Raw genomic sequence first — 18,794 nt, forward strand, 5'->3', positions numbered from 1 at the left:
CTATTATACATGGCTAAACCGAAAGTAATGCGCCGCACCGGTTTTATATTAACCATACCACGCTATTTTTTTCCCAAAAATTCCGTGATCGCCTTACTCACGGTTGCCGATTTTGTGAAATCCACCCGCGGGTGGCGGAACGGCACCCATTGAAAGCGTTCATACCATAACGTGCCTTCATGCGGCGGTTTGGCATAATCATACTGCGCGATGGGCCGGAAGCTTTCATAGCGCACATCGATATCGCCCAGATTTTTTTGTTCCGATGCGTATAATGCTAACGCCGCGCGTTTCATGTTCTGTTCATCCGGCGACAGCGTCAGCGTGGTTTCATTGCCTTTAATTGCCAGAAATGCGTTAGAATGCGGAATACCGCTAATAAAATTATATTCGGCGACTTCATAAACGGGCACGTTTTTGATGGTCGATGCCAATGCATTTAATGCGTCATGGTCGGGGTTGCCACCTTCATAGGCTGGCACCCATATGCAATCGGGCGCGCAGTGCTGCATCGCTTGCATCACTTCGCCATACACGGTTTGCAAATCGGGCCAGATTTCACGCGCGGCGCGCGCATTATTTCCGCCCACCATTTTTATGCCCAGAAAATCCGCCACACGTGCAAATTCGCTTAGGCGTGTTTCAACATCGCGTTCGTAATTGCCGCGTTCCCACCACCACATGGTTTGTTTGGCCAAGCACCCATGCGATAGATTCACACCATACACCCGCGCGCCCTGCGCCCGTGCACGCGCGATTGCGGCAGCGCAGCCCACGACTTCATCATCCGGATGCGGGATTAAAATTAAAATGCGTTTGCCGAACATTATCTGCGCTTTCGTACAGCTTGCCAGACGGGAATTAAATCTTCCTGCAACGCCTCTAGCCAGGTGGGGAAATGCCTATCCGCCAGCAGCATCGCATTATCACGCAAATTGGTATTGCCGCGAAGGCCATCGGCCTGATGCAATGCCTGCGCCCATGCGCGCGCGGTATCTTCATGCACCAGCTCTCCCGCATGGCTATCGCCAATGAAACGGCCAACGCCGCTTTGCGCGGCGGCAATCACCGGCAATCCGCATGCCATCGCTTCGGCCGCGACCATGCTCCATGTCTCCACATGCGATGGCAGCACCATGAAATCCGCGCAACAATAAATATCGGCAAGTTCGTGCGGCGCAAGAAAGCCGACGCATGCCGCATTCTCGTGCAAGCGTTGTTCAATTACATTGGCCGCAGGGCCAATCCCCGCAGCAATCAGGAACACGGGTAACCCTTCGCGCAACGCCCGTTCAACGGCATCAATCAGCACATAAATATTTTTACCTTCATCAAGGCGCCCGACAAATACAACCACAAGCGAATCATCGGGAATATTATATCGTTCATTCAACTTGGCGCGGCTGCTGCGATTTGCTTTAAACACCGTGCGGTCAATGCCAAGACGCAGTGTGCCAAGCTTATCGGGTGAGACATTATGCATGGCGACCTGCCGGTCTTCCTCGCGCGATGTCAGCACGCGCGCACACAGGCTTTGATGCTTGTTCAAACGCATCTGCATCAATCCTGCCACGCGCTTTGGAACACGCAATTTATCAACCAACATGCGGTTTAAACCGAATATATTGAAGTTTTCTTCCAGCGTGGTTTTTGTAAATAATTCGGAATAGGCCACGCTATCGGTATGCACCGAATGGACCAGCGGAAGCAGCGTTTGCGACGCAATACGTTCCGCTGTTTTGGCAAATGCAAAAAACGCATCCGTGGTATGAATAACATCTGCCGTCATCAACTGGCGCGCAAGTTCCGGGTGAAATTGCCCCATATCGGTATGGTCTGGCACATGGCCCAGAAACGGAATACGCCGCGTGCTAAATACCGGTTCGTGAATTTCAAATTTGACATGCGACGATAATTGGCGGCGCTGCGCCTTTTCACCGGAAAAATGCACGGTTAAATCCAGATCCGGAACCTTGATGGCGGCTTCGGCAAATCGTTCCCAACATTTCACATGCCCGCCTGCCTGCGCAGACCATTCAAGATCAACGAGCACATGAACATTCACAGGTGATTGGGCAGTTTTACGCATGATTCAGGCGCATGAATTGTAGTGACTTTGGTTTGGAGCGAGGACATTATCAAATAATGAGACGCAATCCACCATCAAAACCTCTGCCTTTGCTTTGCGCCGCTTTAATGTTGGTTTTTGTGGGTTTTGTGTGGGTAAATCATGCGGGTGCGGAAGATATCCTGCCTTCCTTGCATCCTGCGCAACCCCAAGCACAACAACACGCACAACAACAAGCCGCACCTCAAAAACAGGGCGAGCTGTCGCTGGTCGATAAATTGCTCAACATTCTCACCAACCGCGAAATTCCGCGCATTGATATTCCTGCAAAAAAATTACCCGAAAAAAATGTGCGCGAGGTTATCGTCAATGATGTACCGCAACCGCCCGAACCTACCGGCACAAAACAATCCGTTCCATCCTCAGGCCTTGAAATCGGGCAAAGCTTTTTGCCGATTTATTCGTTTGATAGAAATGATGATGAAGAATCTCCGCCTGTCTTGCCGTTCTTCAGCACATCGCCCGTGAATGAAGTGCACCGGAAAATCCAGACCATTATCGTGTTCATTCACGACCAAAGCCGTGAAGCGGCGCGGGCTTTTGCCTTTGCCCGCAGCGCGCAAGAAGAAGCGATTGCACGTCATCCCGAATGGAATGCCGATTCCACTTATATCTTCGCGCCGCAATTTTTAAACAGCGAAGATGTGGAAGCGCACGCCAAAACCTGGCCCGATGGCGGGTCCGCCATGCTGCGCTGGGTCAACAACAACTGGATGTATGGCATGAACAGCGTTACGTCCGATAAAACCGGCATCTGGCAAGGCAAGAACGGCATGAGCAGTTTTACGGTACTGGATTTTGCTTTGCTGCTCATGGCGCGGCCAAAACTGTTTCCTGATTTGCAGAAAGTGGTGATTGCGGGAACCGCAAGCGGCGCGGATTTTGTGCAGCGTTATGCTGCGCTTGGCGTTGCACCGGCCGTGCTGATGGATGAAGGCATTGATGTGCGTTTTGTTGCCGCGCAAACGCGCACCTTCTTATATATGGATAACCAGCGCTTTGTGCCACGCCGCGATGATCCGTTATCCGCAAAAATCCAAAGCGATAGCTTTGCGCCCACTAAACCCGATGCATGCCGTGCCATGAACTCCTATCCCTACGGGCTTGACGAAATGATGCCCTATGGCCGCAAGAATGCCGTGAACGAAGTGCGGTTGAATTACACCGGCAAACGGATTGTGTATCTGGCGGGCGCTGGCGCAACGCTGCCGATCCATGAAACCACACCCGATGCCTGCGCGCTTATTGCGCAAGGGCCGAATACCGCCAAGCGCGCGGAGATATTTTTTGCCAGCCTGAAACGCCTTTACGGGGATGAAGTTGACCGTTTGCAAAAACTCTATCTCGTGCAAGGTGTCAATGAAGACGGCCTAAGCCTGTGGCGCAGCGCATGCGGTACCGCCGCATTATTTGGTGATGGCGTTTGTAATGCCAATGATGTTGGCGGCAAAGCCATGCAAATTGTAAGATAGGTAAATTGTAAGATAGGCGAATTTTACGATAAAAACTTCTCAACGACTGCAATTTGCTCTGGGTCAATCAGTGCCGGCGCATGGCCGCAGTTCTCGAACTCCACCAATTGTGCTTTTGGCCCGCGCTGCGTCATATCCACCGCCACCGCTTTGGTCAGCACATCGGAACGCACGCCGCGCAACAACAACGTGGGGCATGAAATACTCTCATACATCGGCCATACGCTGATGTCTTCTTTGATATTGCCAAATGCAATTGCGATTTTCGGATCGTAATGCAATTCAAACCCGCCGCCCTGTTTCGCACGCACAGTTTTTTCCGCAAAGAAACGCCAATCCTTATCGGCTTTAATTCCAAAATCGGCATAAATCGCGCGGCAATGACGTTCCGCTTCTTCCACACTCGCGAAATTCAGCGGGCGACCGGCATAAAGCGCAATCCGCTGCACCGCAGATAAGGGCAGGAACGGGCCGATATCATTCAATACCAAACGACGGATTAATTTAGGCGCATCTTTTGAAGCCGCATCAAGCGATGCCACCCACATGCCGATTAATCCGCCCATGCTGGTGCCCAGCCAATCAACCTGCGAAAGCTTCAACGCTTCCTTGATGATATAAATGCAGTCCGCTGCGTAATTGGGATAGGCATAATGCATCGGGTCGGTCAGCCAATCGCTTTCCCCGCGCCCGGCCATGCTGAAGGAATACACATCACGGTTTTGCGAAAGTTTTTGCGCGATATCGACAAAGTCATAAGCCATACGCGTCAGGCCATGCACGCAGACTAGCGCAGGGGCGGTTGCGCCATTTGGCGCAGAGCCTTCGCGCACATTACTATTCTTCCACTTCAGTACATGGATCTTATGCGGGGTGGGAATGGGGCATAAAACAAAAGAAGATTCAGGCTGCAAAGAAGTCATCTCCGGTTAAACTACTGATGCTGCACTACAGCATATTTTATTGGTAAATACAGCTTTGTTACGACTGAATCGCGCCTTATAAACGCGCATGCCCACACCTTCCCCCACCTCCATGCCGCTGGTTGTTTTTCTTGCTGTGCTCACGGCGGCACTGGGTCATGCGGTGTGGAATGCGCTTTTAAAAAGTAGCGGCAAGCCGTGGGATAATGTAACGGCGCTGTGCTACGCCACCGCCTTCACCTCCGCGATTGTTTTATTGTTCTTTCCTGCACCCGCACCGGAAAGCTGGCCCTACATGTTCGCATCCGGCGGCACGCAATTTTTTTACATGTATATGGTTTCCAAAGTTTACAAAAAAGGTGATTACGCGGTTGGCTATCCGCTAATGCGCGGGCTATCGCCGCCCTTTGTCGCGCTGTTCGGATTTTTGTTTTTGCACGAAACCATGACCGTCAATGAAATACTGGGGCTTGCCTGTATTTCGCTGGGCGTGCTGACCATCGGTTTTGGTGCCATTCACAATTTCCATTCGTTCAGAAAGCAGGGAATTCTTGCACTGTACTGCGGCCTGATGATTGCGTATTACGCGCTGGTCGATGGCACGGGCGCGCGGCTTTCCAACTCATCCATCGCCTATACCATGTGGGTATTTGTGCTTCAGGGCATTGGCGTATTTATCTTTCGTGCCTTTAAAAAACACGATTTATGGATACCGCTTGATACCTGGAAACCATGGGCGGGCGCGGTGCTTTCTTCGGCCGCTTATGCCGTCGCCTTATGGGCGATGACGCAGGCACCCATCGCCATGGTGGCGGCCTTGCGCGAAAGCTCGATTTTATTTTCAGCGCTGGTCGGCTTTCTGCTGCTTAAAGAAAAACCCAGTCTTTTCCGCATCATGGGCGCTGCCCTTGTTGCCGCAGGTGTCATCACCTTCCGCTTATCGTTCTAGGCAAGTAAAATAAGCCTTTCCCCGCAGCATCCTTCGCACTATTTTCTGCCCATGAATAGCTTGGGCTTTAACAAAGAACCGAAAGATACACGCGTTGTCGTCGCGATGAGCGGCGGCGTGGACTCGTCTGTTGTTGCCGCCATGCTCAAAGATCAAGGCTATGATGTGGTCGGCATCACGCTGCAACTATACGACCACGGCGCTGCTACGCAATCATCCTGTGATGTCACGCAGCCAGTTCAGTCGCGCTCAAAAACCTGCTGCGCAGGCGCAGATATATATGACGCAAAAACTGTCGCAGCCAAAATCAACATTCCGCATTATGTATTGGATTATGAATCCGCCTTCCGTCAAAGCGTGATGGATGATTTCGCCGATAGTTATCTAAAAGGCGAAACGCCAATCCCCTGCGTGCGCTGCAATCAGAAAGTAAAATTCCGTGATCTGCTCATCGCCGCAAAGGATCTGGGCGCGGATTGCCTTGCAACCGGCCACTACGTACAACGCATCGTTACGCCAAATGGCAGCGAGCTCACCCGCGCGGCTGATGCAAACCGCGACCAAAGCTATTTCCTGTTCGCGACCACGCAAGAGCAGTTGGATTACCTTCGCTTTCCCTTGGGCCATTTGCCGACCAAAGCGGAAACCCGCGCGCTTGCCGCGAAATACGAATTGGTGGTTGCCGAAAAACCGGACAGCCAGGATATTTGCTTTGTGCCGCAAGGCAAATATGTGGATGTCGTTGCCAAAATGCGCCCCGGCGCCATTGAACCCGGCGATATTGTGCTGGCCGACGGCACCGTGCTTGGCCGTCATGAAGGGATTATTCATTATACGATTGGCCAGCGCAAAGGGTTGAACTTGCAACAGCGCAGCGGCGAAAACCGCGAACCGTTATTTGTGATTGGCCTTAACGCTGCAAAGAAACAGGTGATTGTGGGCAACCATCATGCACTGGCAGTTACCGCGATTGATTTGAAGGAAACCAACTGGCTTGCCACAACGCCATCACAAAATTTACTGGTGCGTTACCGCTCCAGCATGGAGCCTGTGCCTGCGCAAATCATATTTAACGATAATGGCTCGGCAAAAATCGAATTCAATGATCCGCAATTTGGCGTCGCGCCGGGGCAGGCCTGCGTGGTCTATGATGGAAACCGCGTGATGGGCGGCGGATGGATTGCAAAAACCCATGCCATGGTAAATCCTAATGGGCCAAAACCAGCAAATACATTATTATCCGAGCGCGAGACGGGCGTTTTTGCCACCGCCTGATCGTTTTAGAATTATCCCAGTTTTAGGATTATCCCAATTGCAAATGGTTTGCCGGGTGCAGCAATTCATAGCCGGGGCGCAAGCGTGGCTGCCAGCGGCTGCGCAGCATCGCCAGACTGCTGGGGTTTAACCGCATTCGCATATCAGGTGAACGCGCATCGGTATGCGGGATGATAGTAAATCCGGAATGCTCCCACAATGTACGCGCGCGCGGCGATGCCACTTCCATCATCCGCAATTCCACATCACGCGCATTGGCGCTGCGATATAAACGCTCCACCACATCCAGCGTGATGCTGGCGGATAATCCCAATCCCTGAAACCCGTTATCAACCGCAACCAGTGCGATTTCAATGCGCGGCGCATGGCGGACAAGATTGACCGCATCCCATGTCACAACGCTGCCGCTGGCGCATGCGATAACGGGCGATGATATATCTTGCGCCGTGCCGTTGATAAACACGGATACAACTTCGTTGCTATCGGAATAAATCTCGCCAAACCCGCCTATTTCCATCACCAGCGTGTTGATGGATTCATTCCCCCAATCAAAATCATAGAGTGAATGCTGGCCGCGATTGAATGCGGTAGGGCCCGTGAGGATGATGGGCGCGTGGGTTGGGGAGGCAGGGCTGTGCATGGGGGAAAAATATAAGCGATGCCCCCACCCATCTGCCAAGAAGCATAATAGTTTCAACCATCGCCATTATCGCGCTGGCGCGGGCCGCGCGTAATCGGCGCACAAAGCCTTGACTCATTACCAATGAAACGCCTAAAACACTGCATCTTTTCAAGGGATAACCCTTAAAAGCAAATGGTGCGGCAGCGTAGCTCAGTGGTAGAGCAGAGGAATCATAATCCTTTGGTCGGGGGTTCAAATCTCTCCGCTGCTACCATTTCTTCCAATGATTTCAATGATGATGGTGCTACCATCACCTCACGCACATAGTAAGAGCGATTTGAAGTCCACAGACATGAAAGAAGCCGCATGAAACTACTCGATGACATCATCGAGATTGCAACCTCCAAAGAAGCATCAGTTGCGGATGTTTTAAGAAAACTACTTGTGCTGTCTTATAAGCTAAAGAATGAGCGCTTAAAAACTTGGGCACAAAATGAGTTAGATGGATACAGGAAGAATGAAGAAGTCATTCCTGATTATAGAAAAATTACGGCTCATGCCAAAGGCATTTTCCTGGGCCCATTCGGACAGCAACTTAATGACCAACCTATTCCAGCAGGCATACTAAAAAAAGAACATCGGCATTTTGCAGAAAGCGCCATCCTCAATCAACCTATTGCTGCGTACGAAGGCAATAACGACCCTAAAAACAAATGTATAATTGAATGGCCTGGAAATCTTGTAGTTTTATATCAGGCCAAGTTTTTTGACGGCGACCTCGCCTTAAATCGTGCGTGGCAAGAAATACCGAATAGCGTCATGATTTCTTTGGTTGAGACAGTCAGAAACAAGGTTCTAAAGTTTGCGCTCGAGCTTGCCGACGAAATCGGAGATCAGCCTGAAGAAGCCATACGTACAGTACCCGCCGAAAAAATTGATCGTTTGGTAACTCTTCAAATTTATGGTGGACAGGTAATTTTTGCTGCTAACACCGGCGATATCGTTTCAGATTCAAGTGTGAAGGTTATTTCGGGCGATTTAAAGTCTTTAAAAGCCGCTCTTAAGTTGGCGGGCGCCAGTGAGGAAGAGCTGGTCGCCTTAACCACTGCTATAGAAGAAGATAAAAAGCATCAAAACGCTGAAAAGCCATCAATTGGCTCAAAAACCCTCAAATGGCTAAGCGATGTGAGTGGTAAAGTTGCAGGAAAAATTGCCGAACGCTTAATTGCTCAATACTTAGGTCTTCCATAAAATGCTAGCTCTAGGGCTACAATCAATAGCAGCATATGATTACGAATTATTTTTTATCGAATAAAGTAATCGCCAAAAATAAATCAAGGTTATTGCAAGATAGCTTTCGCATCTTTAAGCGGGATCATGAGTAGATTTGGCTCTGCTGGAGACTCTTGAAATCCACAGTTTTCATAAAAGCGTTTTGCTTCTGGCGAAAGAGCATGCACGAACATACCACGCACACCAAAATTTTCTGAAGCTTGCACAGTGCGTAGAATTGCGTCGCGCAAAAGCCCTCTACCCAAACCTTGTTCTTGATGATTTATGTCAATGGCCAAGCGACCTAACAAAGCCATAGGAACAGGGCTAGGCATACCCCTGCTTAATCTACCTGTAGATTGCTCTCTAGTAACTGCGCCCATCGCGAGACAGTAAAAACCGATAACCTTGCCTTGCTCACATATTACAAATGTGCGCGATGCGCCTTCAGCTTGGTTCTTTAAAGCATGGCGACGCAACCAGTCATTGAGTGTGTCTTCGCCACAATCAAATGTTGAGATATCATGCTCATCAGATAGTTTTTCAGGTGCTGAAACCATTTTTTACGCATAGCATGGATTTATTCCCAAGGCGACTTGGATTCCATTAATTTGCGTAGTTTTGCATTTGGTTGCGGCGGCGCATCTAGTAAAGCCATGAATTGCTTATAGGCCTTACTACTGAACTGGAAGAGCCTCTGATCTAGCAAAGCATTTACGGCTGCATGGTATGAAGCTTCCAACATAAAGTCGGAGCGGTTCTTTCCTTGCGTTGCCGCCGCTTGATCTATCAGATTACGCTCAGCCGATTTCACTCTAATATTGATTATATCAGTTCGGCGTTCTGCCGAAATTTTTTGAGCTGCTGCGGTAGACATTTTATTCCTCTTCATGAATAATAGTATATGAAAAGTGTGTTTACAATGTGTATACAATGCTTTTTTAAAAAATTTATCATTTTTGATAAATATCAAACACTTAAGTGATTTGGTGCTATGTGCCATATTTCTAATATAGTTAAATTGATTGTCTTTTTAACCTCTTGAGCATTTTAGCTTTTTCTAGCTCATAGTCCTGTTTAGCCATCTGCTTGGCTAAAAAATCTATAATGACCTCTAGCTGTGGAAGTAATGGACCCTTGTTTGGAAAAGGGTTTGATTTTTTCTTAGGTCTTCTGCGTTTTCTTTTAGTGTTAACTGTCTCGCTAACAAATTTTTCTTCACTCATATCTCTCTCCCTCACAGTGAATGTTGAGGGTAACACTTTTGGAGCTATCGAGTCTGGGGAGTCAAATCACCTAGACGGCAATTTGGAAAACCATGTTTTGATTGGATATTTTATTATTGTGGGGTTGTTGGTAACGGCGGTATCTTTCCGCTGCTACCATTATATAAAGGGGCATTGCCCCTTTATATAATGGTAATAATGCGCGGGATTTGAATGACGTTCACAAAATGCCAACGGCATTTTGCGCGAGGCGCAGCCAAGGGTGAGCAAAGCGAACCCAAAAATATGCAATAAGCATATTTTTGCAAATCTCGAAGCTGCTACCATTTTCAAATGCTTGAATTAAACACCGATTTTTCTGGCAATCCACACAACCACCATCGCGCCGATGGCGGAGGTAATAATGGCATCAGCAAGCGGATTGCCCGGCATGATGCTGAGGCCCAGAACGCCCAGCATCCAATAGCCAACCACGCCGCCCAATAATCCAGCAATCAGATGACCGAGGATTCCGCTGCGCAGCCGGCCCATCACCAAACTGCCGAGCCAGCCGCCCGCTATGCCAATCCCCGCGGTGATAGCAAGATGCTGAAGGGTCATGGCACGCTCCTGATATATAAGTGATGGGATTATTTTTGGGGCTTATTCTTGGGGCGGGGCGACGGAAACCCGTTCAAAATTGGTTACAATCGCTTGGCCACCTGGCACCTGATTATCAGTGTTTTTCAAATCCACTTCCGTACCGTAAGGCACAATCAGCGTATCGACGCCGCCGCCGCCATCAATAACAATCGCATGCGCTTCATACACAATCGTGTCATCGCCGCCATTGCCGTAAATGCTGTCTGCCCCGCCTGCGCCGGCAATTTTATCCTCACCCGGCCCGCCAATGATCGTGTCATCGCCCGTGCCGCCAATCATCACCGTGCCGTTATTTCCGGCTTTGAGCGTAATGTGCGTTCCATTTGCAACCGATAATGCATCCTGACCATAGGGGCTGGCAACCAAGGTCTGCCCGTCATCCCCCGCGATCAGCGCATTGCGCGTGCTCACCGTGGCGATAATGGTGCTGTCGGGGCTTTCCTTATCGGTAAAATCATATACGCCGGCGGTTGTTCCTTGAATAATACTGCCCGGCGCGATTTTCTGGAAATTCGCGAATTGATCGGCGGTAAGCTTCACATCTGCATGTGCAGGCAACGAAGCACTCATCAGTACGAAAAGAAAGGCAGCAATTTTTTTCATGCTAAAATGGTATGTTAAGTCCGCCAGAAAAGTCAATTTATATGAGCGTTATTCAGCGCGGTTCGCAATTCGCGCCAGTTGGGGAGATATTTATCCATCACTTTTTTAAAGGCGGGGCCATGACCACGCTCGAAAAAATGACATAATTCATGCACCAGCACATATTCAAGATATTCGGGCGGATGCTTCAATAATTCAAGGTTGATGCGGATGCGCCGCTTACCGGGCGTGCAACTGCCCCAACGCGTCTTCATCTTCAGTACCGTCACGCGCGCAACCTCAATTCCCATCACTGGCTCCCACCGGTCAAGCAGCAACCGGATGGCACGCGTTAGCTGCGTTTTTTGCCATTTATTTATCAGGGCCAGCAGCCGTGCATTCTGCTTTTTCTTTTTTGCTTTCGGACGAAGCAACACCTTCAACGTGCCATCGGCAAAAAGAACGCGCGATGGGCCATGCGTTTCAGTAATCACCACCGGGCAAGCCTTACCCCACAACCATTGCACATCGGGATCCGGTTTTTCGCGCGCTGGAACGCGGATGCGACGCATGCGCGTCTGCTGCTTTAATATCCAGCCCAGTTTTGATAATGCAAATGCGCGGATGTTTTCAATCGTCATGCGCGCATTGTGTTGTAAATGCGGCGCCGCAATCCGGACGCGCCCTGTTTGCGCATAAATGCGCACATTGATATGCTTGATGCGTTTTCGCACCAGATCTGCCGTAATGCTGCCAATCGTCATCTTGGAATGCATATCAAACATGTCTTGAAGGTTGGAGGATTTATGCCAAAGTTCTATAGAATGATTCGATAGATAACAGCATATCCTTTTCGAAAGTCCACGATGTTTCACGAAACGCCGCTCATTGCCATGGTTATTATCGGCCTCACGCTGGCGGCGTTGTTTGGCACGATTGCGCATCGTTTAAAAATATCACCCATCGCCGGCTATTTGCTGGCGGGTATTCTTGTTGGGCCGCACACGCCCGGTTTTGTTGCCGACCAATCGCTGGCGCTGGAACTGGCGGAACTTGGCGTTATCCTGCTGATGTTCGGGGTGGGGTTGCATTTTTCCATCAAGGATTTGCTGTCGGTGCGCGCCACCGCCATTCCGGGCGCGATTGCGCAAATCCTGATTTCAACTACGCTCGGTATGGGCCTTGGCATGTTCTTTGGCTGGTCGCTGGCAACGGCGCTGATATTTGGCCTGTCATTGTCGGTTGCCAGTACGGTTGTGATGATGCGCACGCTGCGTGAACGCCGTTTGCTCAATTCCGATAACGGGAAAACCGCTATCGGCTGGCTGATTGTGCAAGATGTGATGATGGTGTTTTCGCTGGTGTTGTTGCCCACCATCCTGCCCTTGATGAACAACTCCACTATAGCCAGCGGCATTACCCCAGAAACTGTCAAGGATATTGCTATCACGCTTGCCATCACCTTTGGCAAGATTGTTGGCTTTGTCGCCTTCATGATGATCTTTGGCCGCAGGATTATTCCATTCGTGCTGCATTACGTGGCGCATACCGGCTCGCGCGAACTTTTCCGTCTCTGCGTCTTGGCGATTGCGCTAAGTGTTGCCTTCATGGCCACACAACTATTTGGCGTTTCGCTCGCACTTGGCGCATTTTTTGCCGGCATGATTTTAAGCGAATCCGAACTTAGCCAGCGCGCCGCTGAAGAAACCCTGCCGCTGCGTGATGCATTTGCGGTGCTGTTCTTTGTTTCCGTCGGCATGCTCTTTAACCCCGTCATCCTCTTGAACCAGACATGGCATGTAGTGGCGACGGTTTTCGTGATTATTCTGGGCCAGTCGTTGGCGGCCTTTGGCGTGATGCTGGCTTTGCGAAAACCATTGACCAGCGCGGTGTTTATGGCAGCAGCGCTTGGCCAAATAGGTGAATTTTCATTCATTCTCGCCGGGCTTGGCGTTCAGATGGATGTGCTCACGCAAGAGGGGCGCGACTTGATTTTAGCGGGCGCCATTTTCTCCATCCTGCTTAACCCTGTCTTTTTTGCTGTTCTTGAACGGCTCGTTCCGACGATAGGCAAGAAAGAACACCACCATCACAAAGCACACGCCGCTGAAATCACCACGCTTGAAAACCATGTGGTGCTGGTGGGCTATGGGCATGTGGGCGGTAAAATCGGCAAAGCGCTTATCGAACGCGGCGAAGCATTATATGTGATTGAAGAACGCAGCAAAACCATTCAGGAACTCGCCGCGCAACATATTGAAGGGGTGCATGGCAACGCGCTCACCCTTCTTCAAACCGCCAATTTGAAAAAAGCCAAGGCCTTGCTGGTTGCCATTCCTGACAGTTTTGAAGCAGGGCAAATTGTATCAAAGGCGCGCGCAATCAATAAGGATTTGTTCATCGTCGCGCGCGGGCACAGCATTGCGGAAGGTGAACATTTGCGCAATTGCGGCGCCAGCAAAACCATCATCGGCGCGATGGAAATCGCACACGCTATGGTCGATAACGCAAAATCGGTTATACGCAGCTAAACAAACCCCGTATCGTTTTCCATCATTTCACCTTCAACCCGGTGATTTTTTAAAAATTTACCATTCGCTTACTGCATGCGGTTATCATGCGGCGCGATGAAGCTCACAATCGCCCCTGCCCATATGACCATCATGCGTAATGCATGGGGAACCATTGCATTCGCCATGATTATCGGCACCTTATGCATTGCAATCAGCATTGTGTTTTTTAATGCACTTTACCTTGATCCAGATCCGGAACACCACGCGCCGGTTATCTTTGTGATACTGTTTTGCGGATTATTTTTTCTGGCCGGTACTGCCATCCTCCTTCGCTTGCCCAGGCAAGGTCGCACATGGCTGGCCAATGGCGGCGCACAAATCATCAAAGCCGAAGCACAGGGAATGATCATCACACCTACGCTTGGCGGTCCGTCGTATGCACTGCCATGGGAAGCCATTACCCAAATTGTTTTAGCAAAAACACTCAAATGCATTGAGCTTGATGAAACATCCTACGCATGGAATATGGTAATTGTGCATCTCTCCCCCGACTATAAAACGCTTTGCCCTGAACTGGGCAAACCTTTTGCCGGCGCATCCCTTACGGGCGACGGTGTTGCCTATATCAGCGCCAGCTATCCTTCACGGCAACAATCCGATACGCATTTTGCACTCCGTCAATTCGCGCCCACCCGCATCGCAATTCAGTCGTGCCGCACCCTGACCTTTGACTACAAATCCAGACACAGCGTCATGGATTAGCCACGGGTTCAACCCGCGAATTATGCATGTTTTATTGGGTTATATTGCTCTTTACCATTCCTTTGCAAAATCAGGGCTAATCTTATGGCCTCTTTTCTAAGGAACTTTCTCGATGCTTAAATCCCTTGAAGGTAAAACGATTTTGCAAATTGTTCCCTCGCTGGATGTCGGCGGGCCGGAACGCTCTACGCTCGACGTTGCCGCTGCCATTGTGCGCGCAGGCGGACGGGCATTTGTAATCTCGGCAGGCGGGCGCATGGTGGATGAGCTGGAAAAATCCGGGGCAACCCATTTCAGCTGGGAAGCGGGAAGCAAAGACCCGCGCATCATCTGGAAAAACCATTCGCTGCTGAAAGATTTCGTGAGGATGGAACGCGTCAACCTTGTGCATGTGCGCTCGCGCGCCCCCGCATGGTCGGCTTATTTGGCAACGCGCCAATCCAACGTGCCCATGGTCACCACCATGCATTCCAGTTATGATACGCCATTTCCATGGGAAAAATTCTATAACTCCATCATGACCAAGGGGGAACGCACCATTACCCTTTCGCGCGCCATGGCCTCGTATGTGGAAAAAAATTACAATGTCCCGCCCGAACGCATCACCGTCATTCCGCGCGGCATCGATTTAAACACCTATAACCGCGATAATGTCAGCGAGGAACGCAAAGAAAAGCTTGCACAGCAAATATTGTTGCCTGAGGGCGTTCCGTTCATTTTATTCCCTGGCCGTTTGATGAAAGCCAAAGGTCAGGAAATTGCGTTGCAGGCATTGGCAAAAATCCAGGAACCGTTTTTCTGCCTTATCGTCGGGCCCGACCATGAACATGTCGGCTACCGCGAACATTTAAAAGCGATGAAGCAAAAACTGTTTTTGCAAGATAAAGTCACCTTCCTTGATCATGTGGATTTGCCCGCTGCCTATATGCACGCGAATGTCGTCTTATGTCCTAGCCAGATTCCCGAAGCCTTCGGCCGCGTAGCAGCGGAAGCGCAAGCGATGGGCATGCCGGTGATTGCCAGCAATCTGGGCGCGATGTCAGAAACCATTTTGGATGGCCAAACCGGATGGCTGGTCGAGCCGGGCAATGTCGATGAATTGGCGGACGCCATTCGCAATGCGTTGCAGCTTTCGCATTCCAACCGTCTGGCCATGGCGGAAAAAGCGATTATGCATGCCCGTGCCAATTTCAATATGGAACGCATGTGCGCTACAACCCTTGCGGTTTACGCAGAATTGCTTAAATAACCCTGCCCCTGCCCCACACGAAAAACCCTTTAAATAGGCGTTTTTTTGCCTTGAAACTAATTTTGCCGTTTCTCCTGCCCGCACAAAAACGGTAAAAAATGCGCCATATCACTACGCTATTTTTTAAGATTTTTTGTAAAGGTTCACCATGGCCAAAGCTATTCGACGTGACAGCAAGCCCGAGCGCACCGCTATCGTTTACACCCATTGCGTTGATGTCTTATCCGCCATGCGATTTGGCAAGGGCAGCAATACCACTCGCCTGAGCGATGCGGATATTAAAAAAACCGCGCGGCAGATTTCCCGCGCCTTTGGTCATTTTCTGGGCGATAAAGCACTAACGCGCGAAAGCGAAGTGTACCAGTTCCAGCGCAAATACGATGCATTCATTGCCGGCCTTGAAAAACGCGGCCTGAATTTTTCTCCCGAAAAAATTGTACGCATCGCAGTGCTTGCGCCAAATCTCATCACCGGCGATCCGGAAACCACGCTTGGCAATCTATTTGGCACCCGCGACAAAAAAACCGGCTTGCGCATCAAAGGACTTATCGAACGCATTCGTGATAACGGCATCACCCTTACGAATGAAGATCTGGAACGTATTCTGGTGCGCGCGCCGCAATGGGCTTATTTAAGTCCCGATACCGTCATTGCCAAATTATTTGGCGGTAAAGACCGTGATGGCCATACGCATATCGGCGTTTTTCCTGCACTGGAAACACAGTTTGGAAAAACCAAACTGACCGAACGGCAAAAACACGATATGCTGGTGCGTAACCCGCAGCTTGCCTACCAAACGGGGATGATTACTAACCTCTTTGGTAAACGCAATGCCAAGGGCAGACGCACCCGGCTTGGCCTTTATGACAAGCTGGCAGCATTGGGCGCAAATCTGTCACCACAGGAAAAAGTCAAACTGCTTGCCGATTTTCCGCAGCTTGGCAGCCAGCGCCCCGAAAGCAGCATCAACCGTTTTCTTCTTAAACGTCACTTGAAATTTATCTCCGGCGTGCGCGCCCGCGCGCAAGCTCCCGTCAATGGTCAGGACATGACCAACGGCGTTGGCTATTATCTTTTCGGAATTGTTGCGTGCGAATTAATGGGAAATACCAGCAACACAATTGGCAGCGTCAATACCTATGAAGGAACGCGCAACGGTATTCTGCGCAGCTTTGGCTATCTCACTCGTGCGGGGCTTGATGCTGCGGTTGCAAAACATCTGGGGCTTGATGCAAAAACTGCAAAACGCATCCGGAATGCTGCCGCGAATGACAATCGTGAAGACAGTGTAAAAAGCAGATACGCCCTGTCTAACCGCCAACGAAACCGTCTTCTGGATGGCTTTGTACGCGCCGAGCGGCAGATCTGCGAATACAGCCGCGCCAATATCCAGCACCAATTACGTCACGGCGAAGATGCGATTTACGGCGAAGATAGACCCCATGCGGCAAAAATTATTTTTGGCGCCAGATTAGTCAACCTCGCGCAAAGCGGCGAAGACAGCGCGGCCGCACAAAAAGCGCGCGAGGAGCTGTATTACCGCATGCACATTATGATGAATACGCGCCGCCAAACCGCGCTGAATAACGGCTAAAAAAACAACCATCACGGTTTATATAAATCGGGATAGGTCAAACGCAGTTTTGCCAGCTTTGGCAGATCATGCATGATGATGTAAGGGCTCGTCATGTTCCGCGGCAGATAATTCTGATGATAGTCTTCTGCCGGATAAAACGCCTTTAACGATTCAACCTTCGTCACAATCTTATCCGAATATCGCTTTGCTTTTGTCAGCTCGGCAATTTTATCCTTCACGGCCTTTTCCTGTTCGGGATTGCTGGTAAATACCTGTGACCGATATTGCGTGCCACGATCTGGCCCTTGGAAATTCAATTGCGTCGGGTCATGCGCCACATTGAAATACACATCCAGCAATTGGTTTAACGATACCACCTTGGGGTCATAGGTAATTTCAACGCTTTCGGCGTGCCCTGTATTCCCATCACTGACCTGTTCATAATTCGCTGTCTCCGCGCTACCGCCCGCATAACCAGATACTGCTTTGGAAACGCCCTTCACATGTTCAAATACAGCTTCCACACCCCAGAAACAGCCACCCGCCACGACAAGTGTTTCGGCATGCGCTGGCACAGCGAGTAACAGCGAAAAAATCAATAAAAGTTTTTTCATATTATGCCTGTTTGCTGCTGGGTTTGAAGGTCAGCACCGCGCCATTGCTGCAATAGCGTAATCCCGTCGGCTTTGGCCCGTCATCAAACACATGGCCATGGTGTCCGCCGCAGCGCGCACAATGATATTCGGTGCGTTTCATGAACATGGAGTTGTCTTGCTTTGTTGCAATATGACGTTCTATGGCAAAATAAAAACTGGGCCAGCCCGTGCCGCTATCGAACTTGGTATTCGATTCAAACAGCGGGTAATCACAACCAACGCAGTGAAATGTTCCTTCGCGGTGTTCATCCACCAACTTGCTGGTAAAGGGCGCTTCCGTGCCTTCTTCGCGCAAAATGTGGAATTGCTCGGGCGTCAGAATTTTTTTCCATTCATCCTTTGTCTTGGTCACCTCAAACGCATCCCCCGCCAGCAGTTTACCTGAACCTAAAAGCCCGATTGCAATCACGCTGCCCACCAAAAATTCCCGTCGTTTCATATTAGCTTACCTTCCAGTTTGGCCTGATATAATGGCACGTATAACCATTGGGGTGCTGCATCAGATAATCCTGATGGTAATCCTCAGCTACATAAAACTTCGTTGCGGCGGTAACTTCGGTTACAATCAGCCCCGGAAATTTCTGCGATGCGTTAAGTTCGTTGATCAACTGGCTCGCGGTTTTGCGTTGTTCCTCGCTCACATAAAAAATCGCAGAACGATAGGACGGGCCCACATCATTACCCTGACGGTTTTTGGTGGTGGGGTCATGAATTTGAAAAAAGAATTCCAGAATTTTGCGGTATGAAATCACATCGCTGTCAAAGGTAATTTCAATGGCTTCCGCATGGCCGGTGTTTTTCGATGTCACATCCTTATATGTCGGGTTTTCAAATGTGCCGCCGGTATATCCGACATCGGTATTGGTCACGCCCGGAAGCTTGCGGATTAAATCTTCCATGCCCCAGAAACAACCGCCTGCCAAAATTGCACGTTCAACCGCCATATC

Annotated in this window: 21 protein-coding genes and 1 tRNA gene; 9 read left to right on the forward strand and 13 right to left on the reverse strand. The window is 50.0% G+C overall.

The features are described from left to right. Positions 1–62 precede the first annotated feature (62 nt). A complete protein-coding gene (locus SFW65_07990) occupies positions 63–827 on the reverse strand; it encodes a PIG-L family deacetylase (GenBank protein ID MDX1923052.1) in 765 nt (254 codons plus the stop codon). Then, positions 827–2,089, reverse strand: coding sequence for a glycosyltransferase (locus SFW65_07995; GenBank protein MDX1923053.1), 1,263 nt, complete (start codon positions 2,087–2,089; stop codon positions 827–829). The genes SFW65_07990 and SFW65_07995 overlap by 1 nt, the downstream gene beginning before the upstream one ends. 107 nt (positions 2,090–2,196) lie before the next feature. Between SFW65_07995 and SFW65_08000 the strand changes: the two genes are divergently transcribed. Further along, positions 2,197–3,600, forward strand: coding sequence for a hypothetical protein (locus SFW65_08000; GenBank protein ID MDX1923054.1), 1,404 nt, complete (start codon positions 2,197–2,199; stop codon positions 3,598–3,600). A 23-nt stretch (positions 3,601–3,623) separates the two neighbouring features. Here SFW65_08000 and SFW65_08005 read toward each other — a convergent pair whose 3' ends face one another. Further along, on the reverse strand, positions 3,624–4,523 hold the full coding sequence (locus SFW65_08005; GenBank protein ID MDX1923055.1) for an alpha/beta hydrolase: 900 nt from the start codon (positions 4,521–4,523) through the stop codon (positions 3,624–3,626). Between the two features lie 88 nt (positions 4,524–4,611). Between SFW65_08005 and SFW65_08010 the strand changes: the two genes are divergently transcribed. Together SFW65_08010 and mnmA are read left to right on the forward strand one after the other, a co-directional pair. Beyond that, the gene (locus SFW65_08010; protein MDX1923056.1) at positions 4,612–5,472 is read left to right on the forward strand and encodes a DMT family transporter; all 861 of its coding nucleotides are present in this window, start codon (positions 4,612–4,614) and stop codon (positions 5,470–5,472) included. A gap of 51 nt (positions 5,473–5,523) precedes the next feature. After that, complete coding sequence (mnmA, locus tag SFW65_08015) at positions 5,524–6,747, forward strand: tRNA 2-thiouridine(34) synthase MnmA (GenBank protein MDX1923057.1); 1,224 nt, start codon at positions 5,524–5,526, stop codon at positions 6,745–6,747. 28 nt (positions 6,748–6,775) lie between these two features. Here mnmA and SFW65_08020 read toward each other — a convergent pair whose 3' ends face one another. Next, positions 6,776–7,387 (reverse strand): hypothetical protein, encoded by a 612-nt coding sequence (locus SFW65_08020; protein ID MDX1923058.1) that lies wholly within the window; start codon positions 7,385–7,387, stop codon positions 6,776–6,778. Positions 7,388–7,568: 181 nt separating this feature from the next. On the opposite strand from SFW65_08020, the gene SFW65_08025 reads away from it, so the two are divergent. Together SFW65_08025 and SFW65_08030 are read left to right on the forward strand one after the other, a co-directional pair. Next, a tRNA-Met gene (locus tag SFW65_08025) sits at positions 7,569–7,643 on the forward strand. 92 nt (positions 7,644–7,735) lie between these two features. Further along, positions 7,736–8,620, forward strand: a complete 885-nt coding sequence (locus SFW65_08030; GenBank protein ID MDX1923059.1) for a hypothetical protein — start codon at positions 7,736–7,738, stop codon at positions 8,618–8,620. Between the two features lie 89 nt (positions 8,621–8,709). On the opposite strand, the gene SFW65_08035 is transcribed toward SFW65_08030, so the two are convergent. The 6 genes from SFW65_08035 to SFW65_08060 all read right to left on the reverse strand — a co-directional run bounded on the left by SFW65_08035 (position 8,710) and on the right by SFW65_08060 (position 11,876). After that, on the reverse strand, positions 8,710–9,201 hold the full coding sequence (locus SFW65_08035) for a GNAT family N-acetyltransferase (GenBank protein MDX1923060.1): 492 nt from the start codon (positions 9,199–9,201) through the stop codon (positions 8,710–8,712). Positions 9,202–9,221: 20 nt separating this feature from the next. Then, positions 9,222–9,518, reverse strand: a complete 297-nt coding sequence (locus SFW65_08040; protein MDX1923061.1) for a DUF1778 domain-containing protein — start codon at positions 9,516–9,518, stop codon at positions 9,222–9,224. A 139-nt stretch (positions 9,519–9,657) separates the two neighbouring features. After that, positions 9,658–9,867, reverse strand: a complete 210-nt coding sequence (locus tag SFW65_08045) for a hypothetical protein (protein ID MDX1923062.1) — start codon at positions 9,865–9,867, stop codon at positions 9,658–9,660. Between the two features lie 342 nt (positions 9,868–10,209). Further along, positions 10,210–10,467 carry a GlsB/YeaQ/YmgE family stress response membrane protein gene (locus SFW65_08050; GenBank protein MDX1923063.1) on the reverse strand — a complete coding sequence of 86 codons (258 nt, stop codon included), beginning with the start codon at positions 10,465–10,467 and terminating at the stop codon, positions 10,210–10,212. Between the two features lie 42 nt (positions 10,468–10,509). After that, positions 10,510–11,112, reverse strand: coding sequence for a hypothetical protein (locus tag SFW65_08055; protein ID MDX1923064.1), 603 nt, complete (start codon positions 11,110–11,112; stop codon positions 10,510–10,512). A gap of 32 nt (positions 11,113–11,144) precedes the next feature. Further along, positions 11,145–11,876, reverse strand: coding sequence for a SprT family zinc-dependent metalloprotease (locus SFW65_08060; GenBank protein MDX1923065.1), 732 nt, complete (start codon positions 11,874–11,876; stop codon positions 11,145–11,147). An 81-nt stretch (positions 11,877–11,957) separates the two neighbouring features. Between SFW65_08060 and ybaL the strand changes: the two genes are divergently transcribed. The 4 genes from ybaL (at position 11,958) to SFW65_08080 (ending at position 17,209) form a co-directional block, all read left to right on the forward strand. Next, entirely contained in the window at positions 11,958–13,622 is a 1,665-nt protein-coding gene (ybaL, locus tag SFW65_08065; GenBank protein MDX1923066.1) for a YbaL family putative K(+) efflux transporter, read from the forward strand. A 96-nt stretch (positions 13,623–13,718) separates the two neighbouring features. Next, positions 13,719–14,366 carry a hypothetical protein gene (locus SFW65_08070; protein ID MDX1923067.1) on the forward strand — a complete coding sequence of 216 codons (648 nt, stop codon included), beginning with the start codon at positions 13,719–13,721 and terminating at the stop codon, positions 14,364–14,366. Between the two features lie 112 nt (positions 14,367–14,478). Next, positions 14,479–15,615: a glycosyltransferase family 4 protein gene (locus SFW65_08075; GenBank protein ID MDX1923068.1), complete on the forward strand. Its 1,137-nt coding sequence runs from the start codon at positions 14,479–14,481 to the stop codon at positions 15,613–15,615. 148 nt (positions 15,616–15,763) lie between these two features. After that, the gene (locus SFW65_08080) at positions 15,764–17,209 is read left to right on the forward strand and encodes a hypothetical protein (GenBank protein ID MDX1923069.1); all 1,446 of its coding nucleotides are present in this window, start codon (positions 15,764–15,766) and stop codon (positions 17,207–17,209) included. An 11-nt stretch (positions 17,210–17,220) separates the two neighbouring features. Here SFW65_08080 and msrA (SFW65_08085) read toward each other — a convergent pair whose 3' ends face one another. The 3 genes from msrA (SFW65_08085) to msrA (SFW65_08095) are packed head-to-tail and all read right to left on the reverse strand — an operon-like array spanning position 17,221 to position 18,791. Next, positions 17,221–17,805, reverse strand: coding sequence for a peptide-methionine (S)-S-oxide reductase MsrA (msrA, locus tag SFW65_08085; protein MDX1923070.1), 585 nt, complete (start codon positions 17,803–17,805; stop codon positions 17,221–17,223). Between the two features lies 1 nt (position 17,806). Continuing rightward, positions 17,807–18,286: a peptide-methionine (R)-S-oxide reductase MsrB gene (gene msrB / locus SFW65_08090; GenBank protein ID MDX1923071.1), complete on the reverse strand. Its 480-nt coding sequence runs from the start codon at positions 18,284–18,286 to the stop codon at positions 17,807–17,809. 1 nt (position 18,287) lies between these two features. Further along, on the reverse strand, positions 18,288–18,791 hold the full coding sequence (gene msrA / locus SFW65_08095; protein MDX1923072.1) for a peptide-methionine (S)-S-oxide reductase MsrA: 504 nt from the start codon (positions 18,789–18,791) through the stop codon (positions 18,288–18,290). Positions 18,792–18,794 lie beyond the last annotated feature (3 nt).

This window comes from Alphaproteobacteria bacterium (assembly GCA_033762625.1).
Taxonomy (GTDB): Bacteria; Pseudomonadota; Alphaproteobacteria; order UBA9219; family RGZA01; genus RGZA01.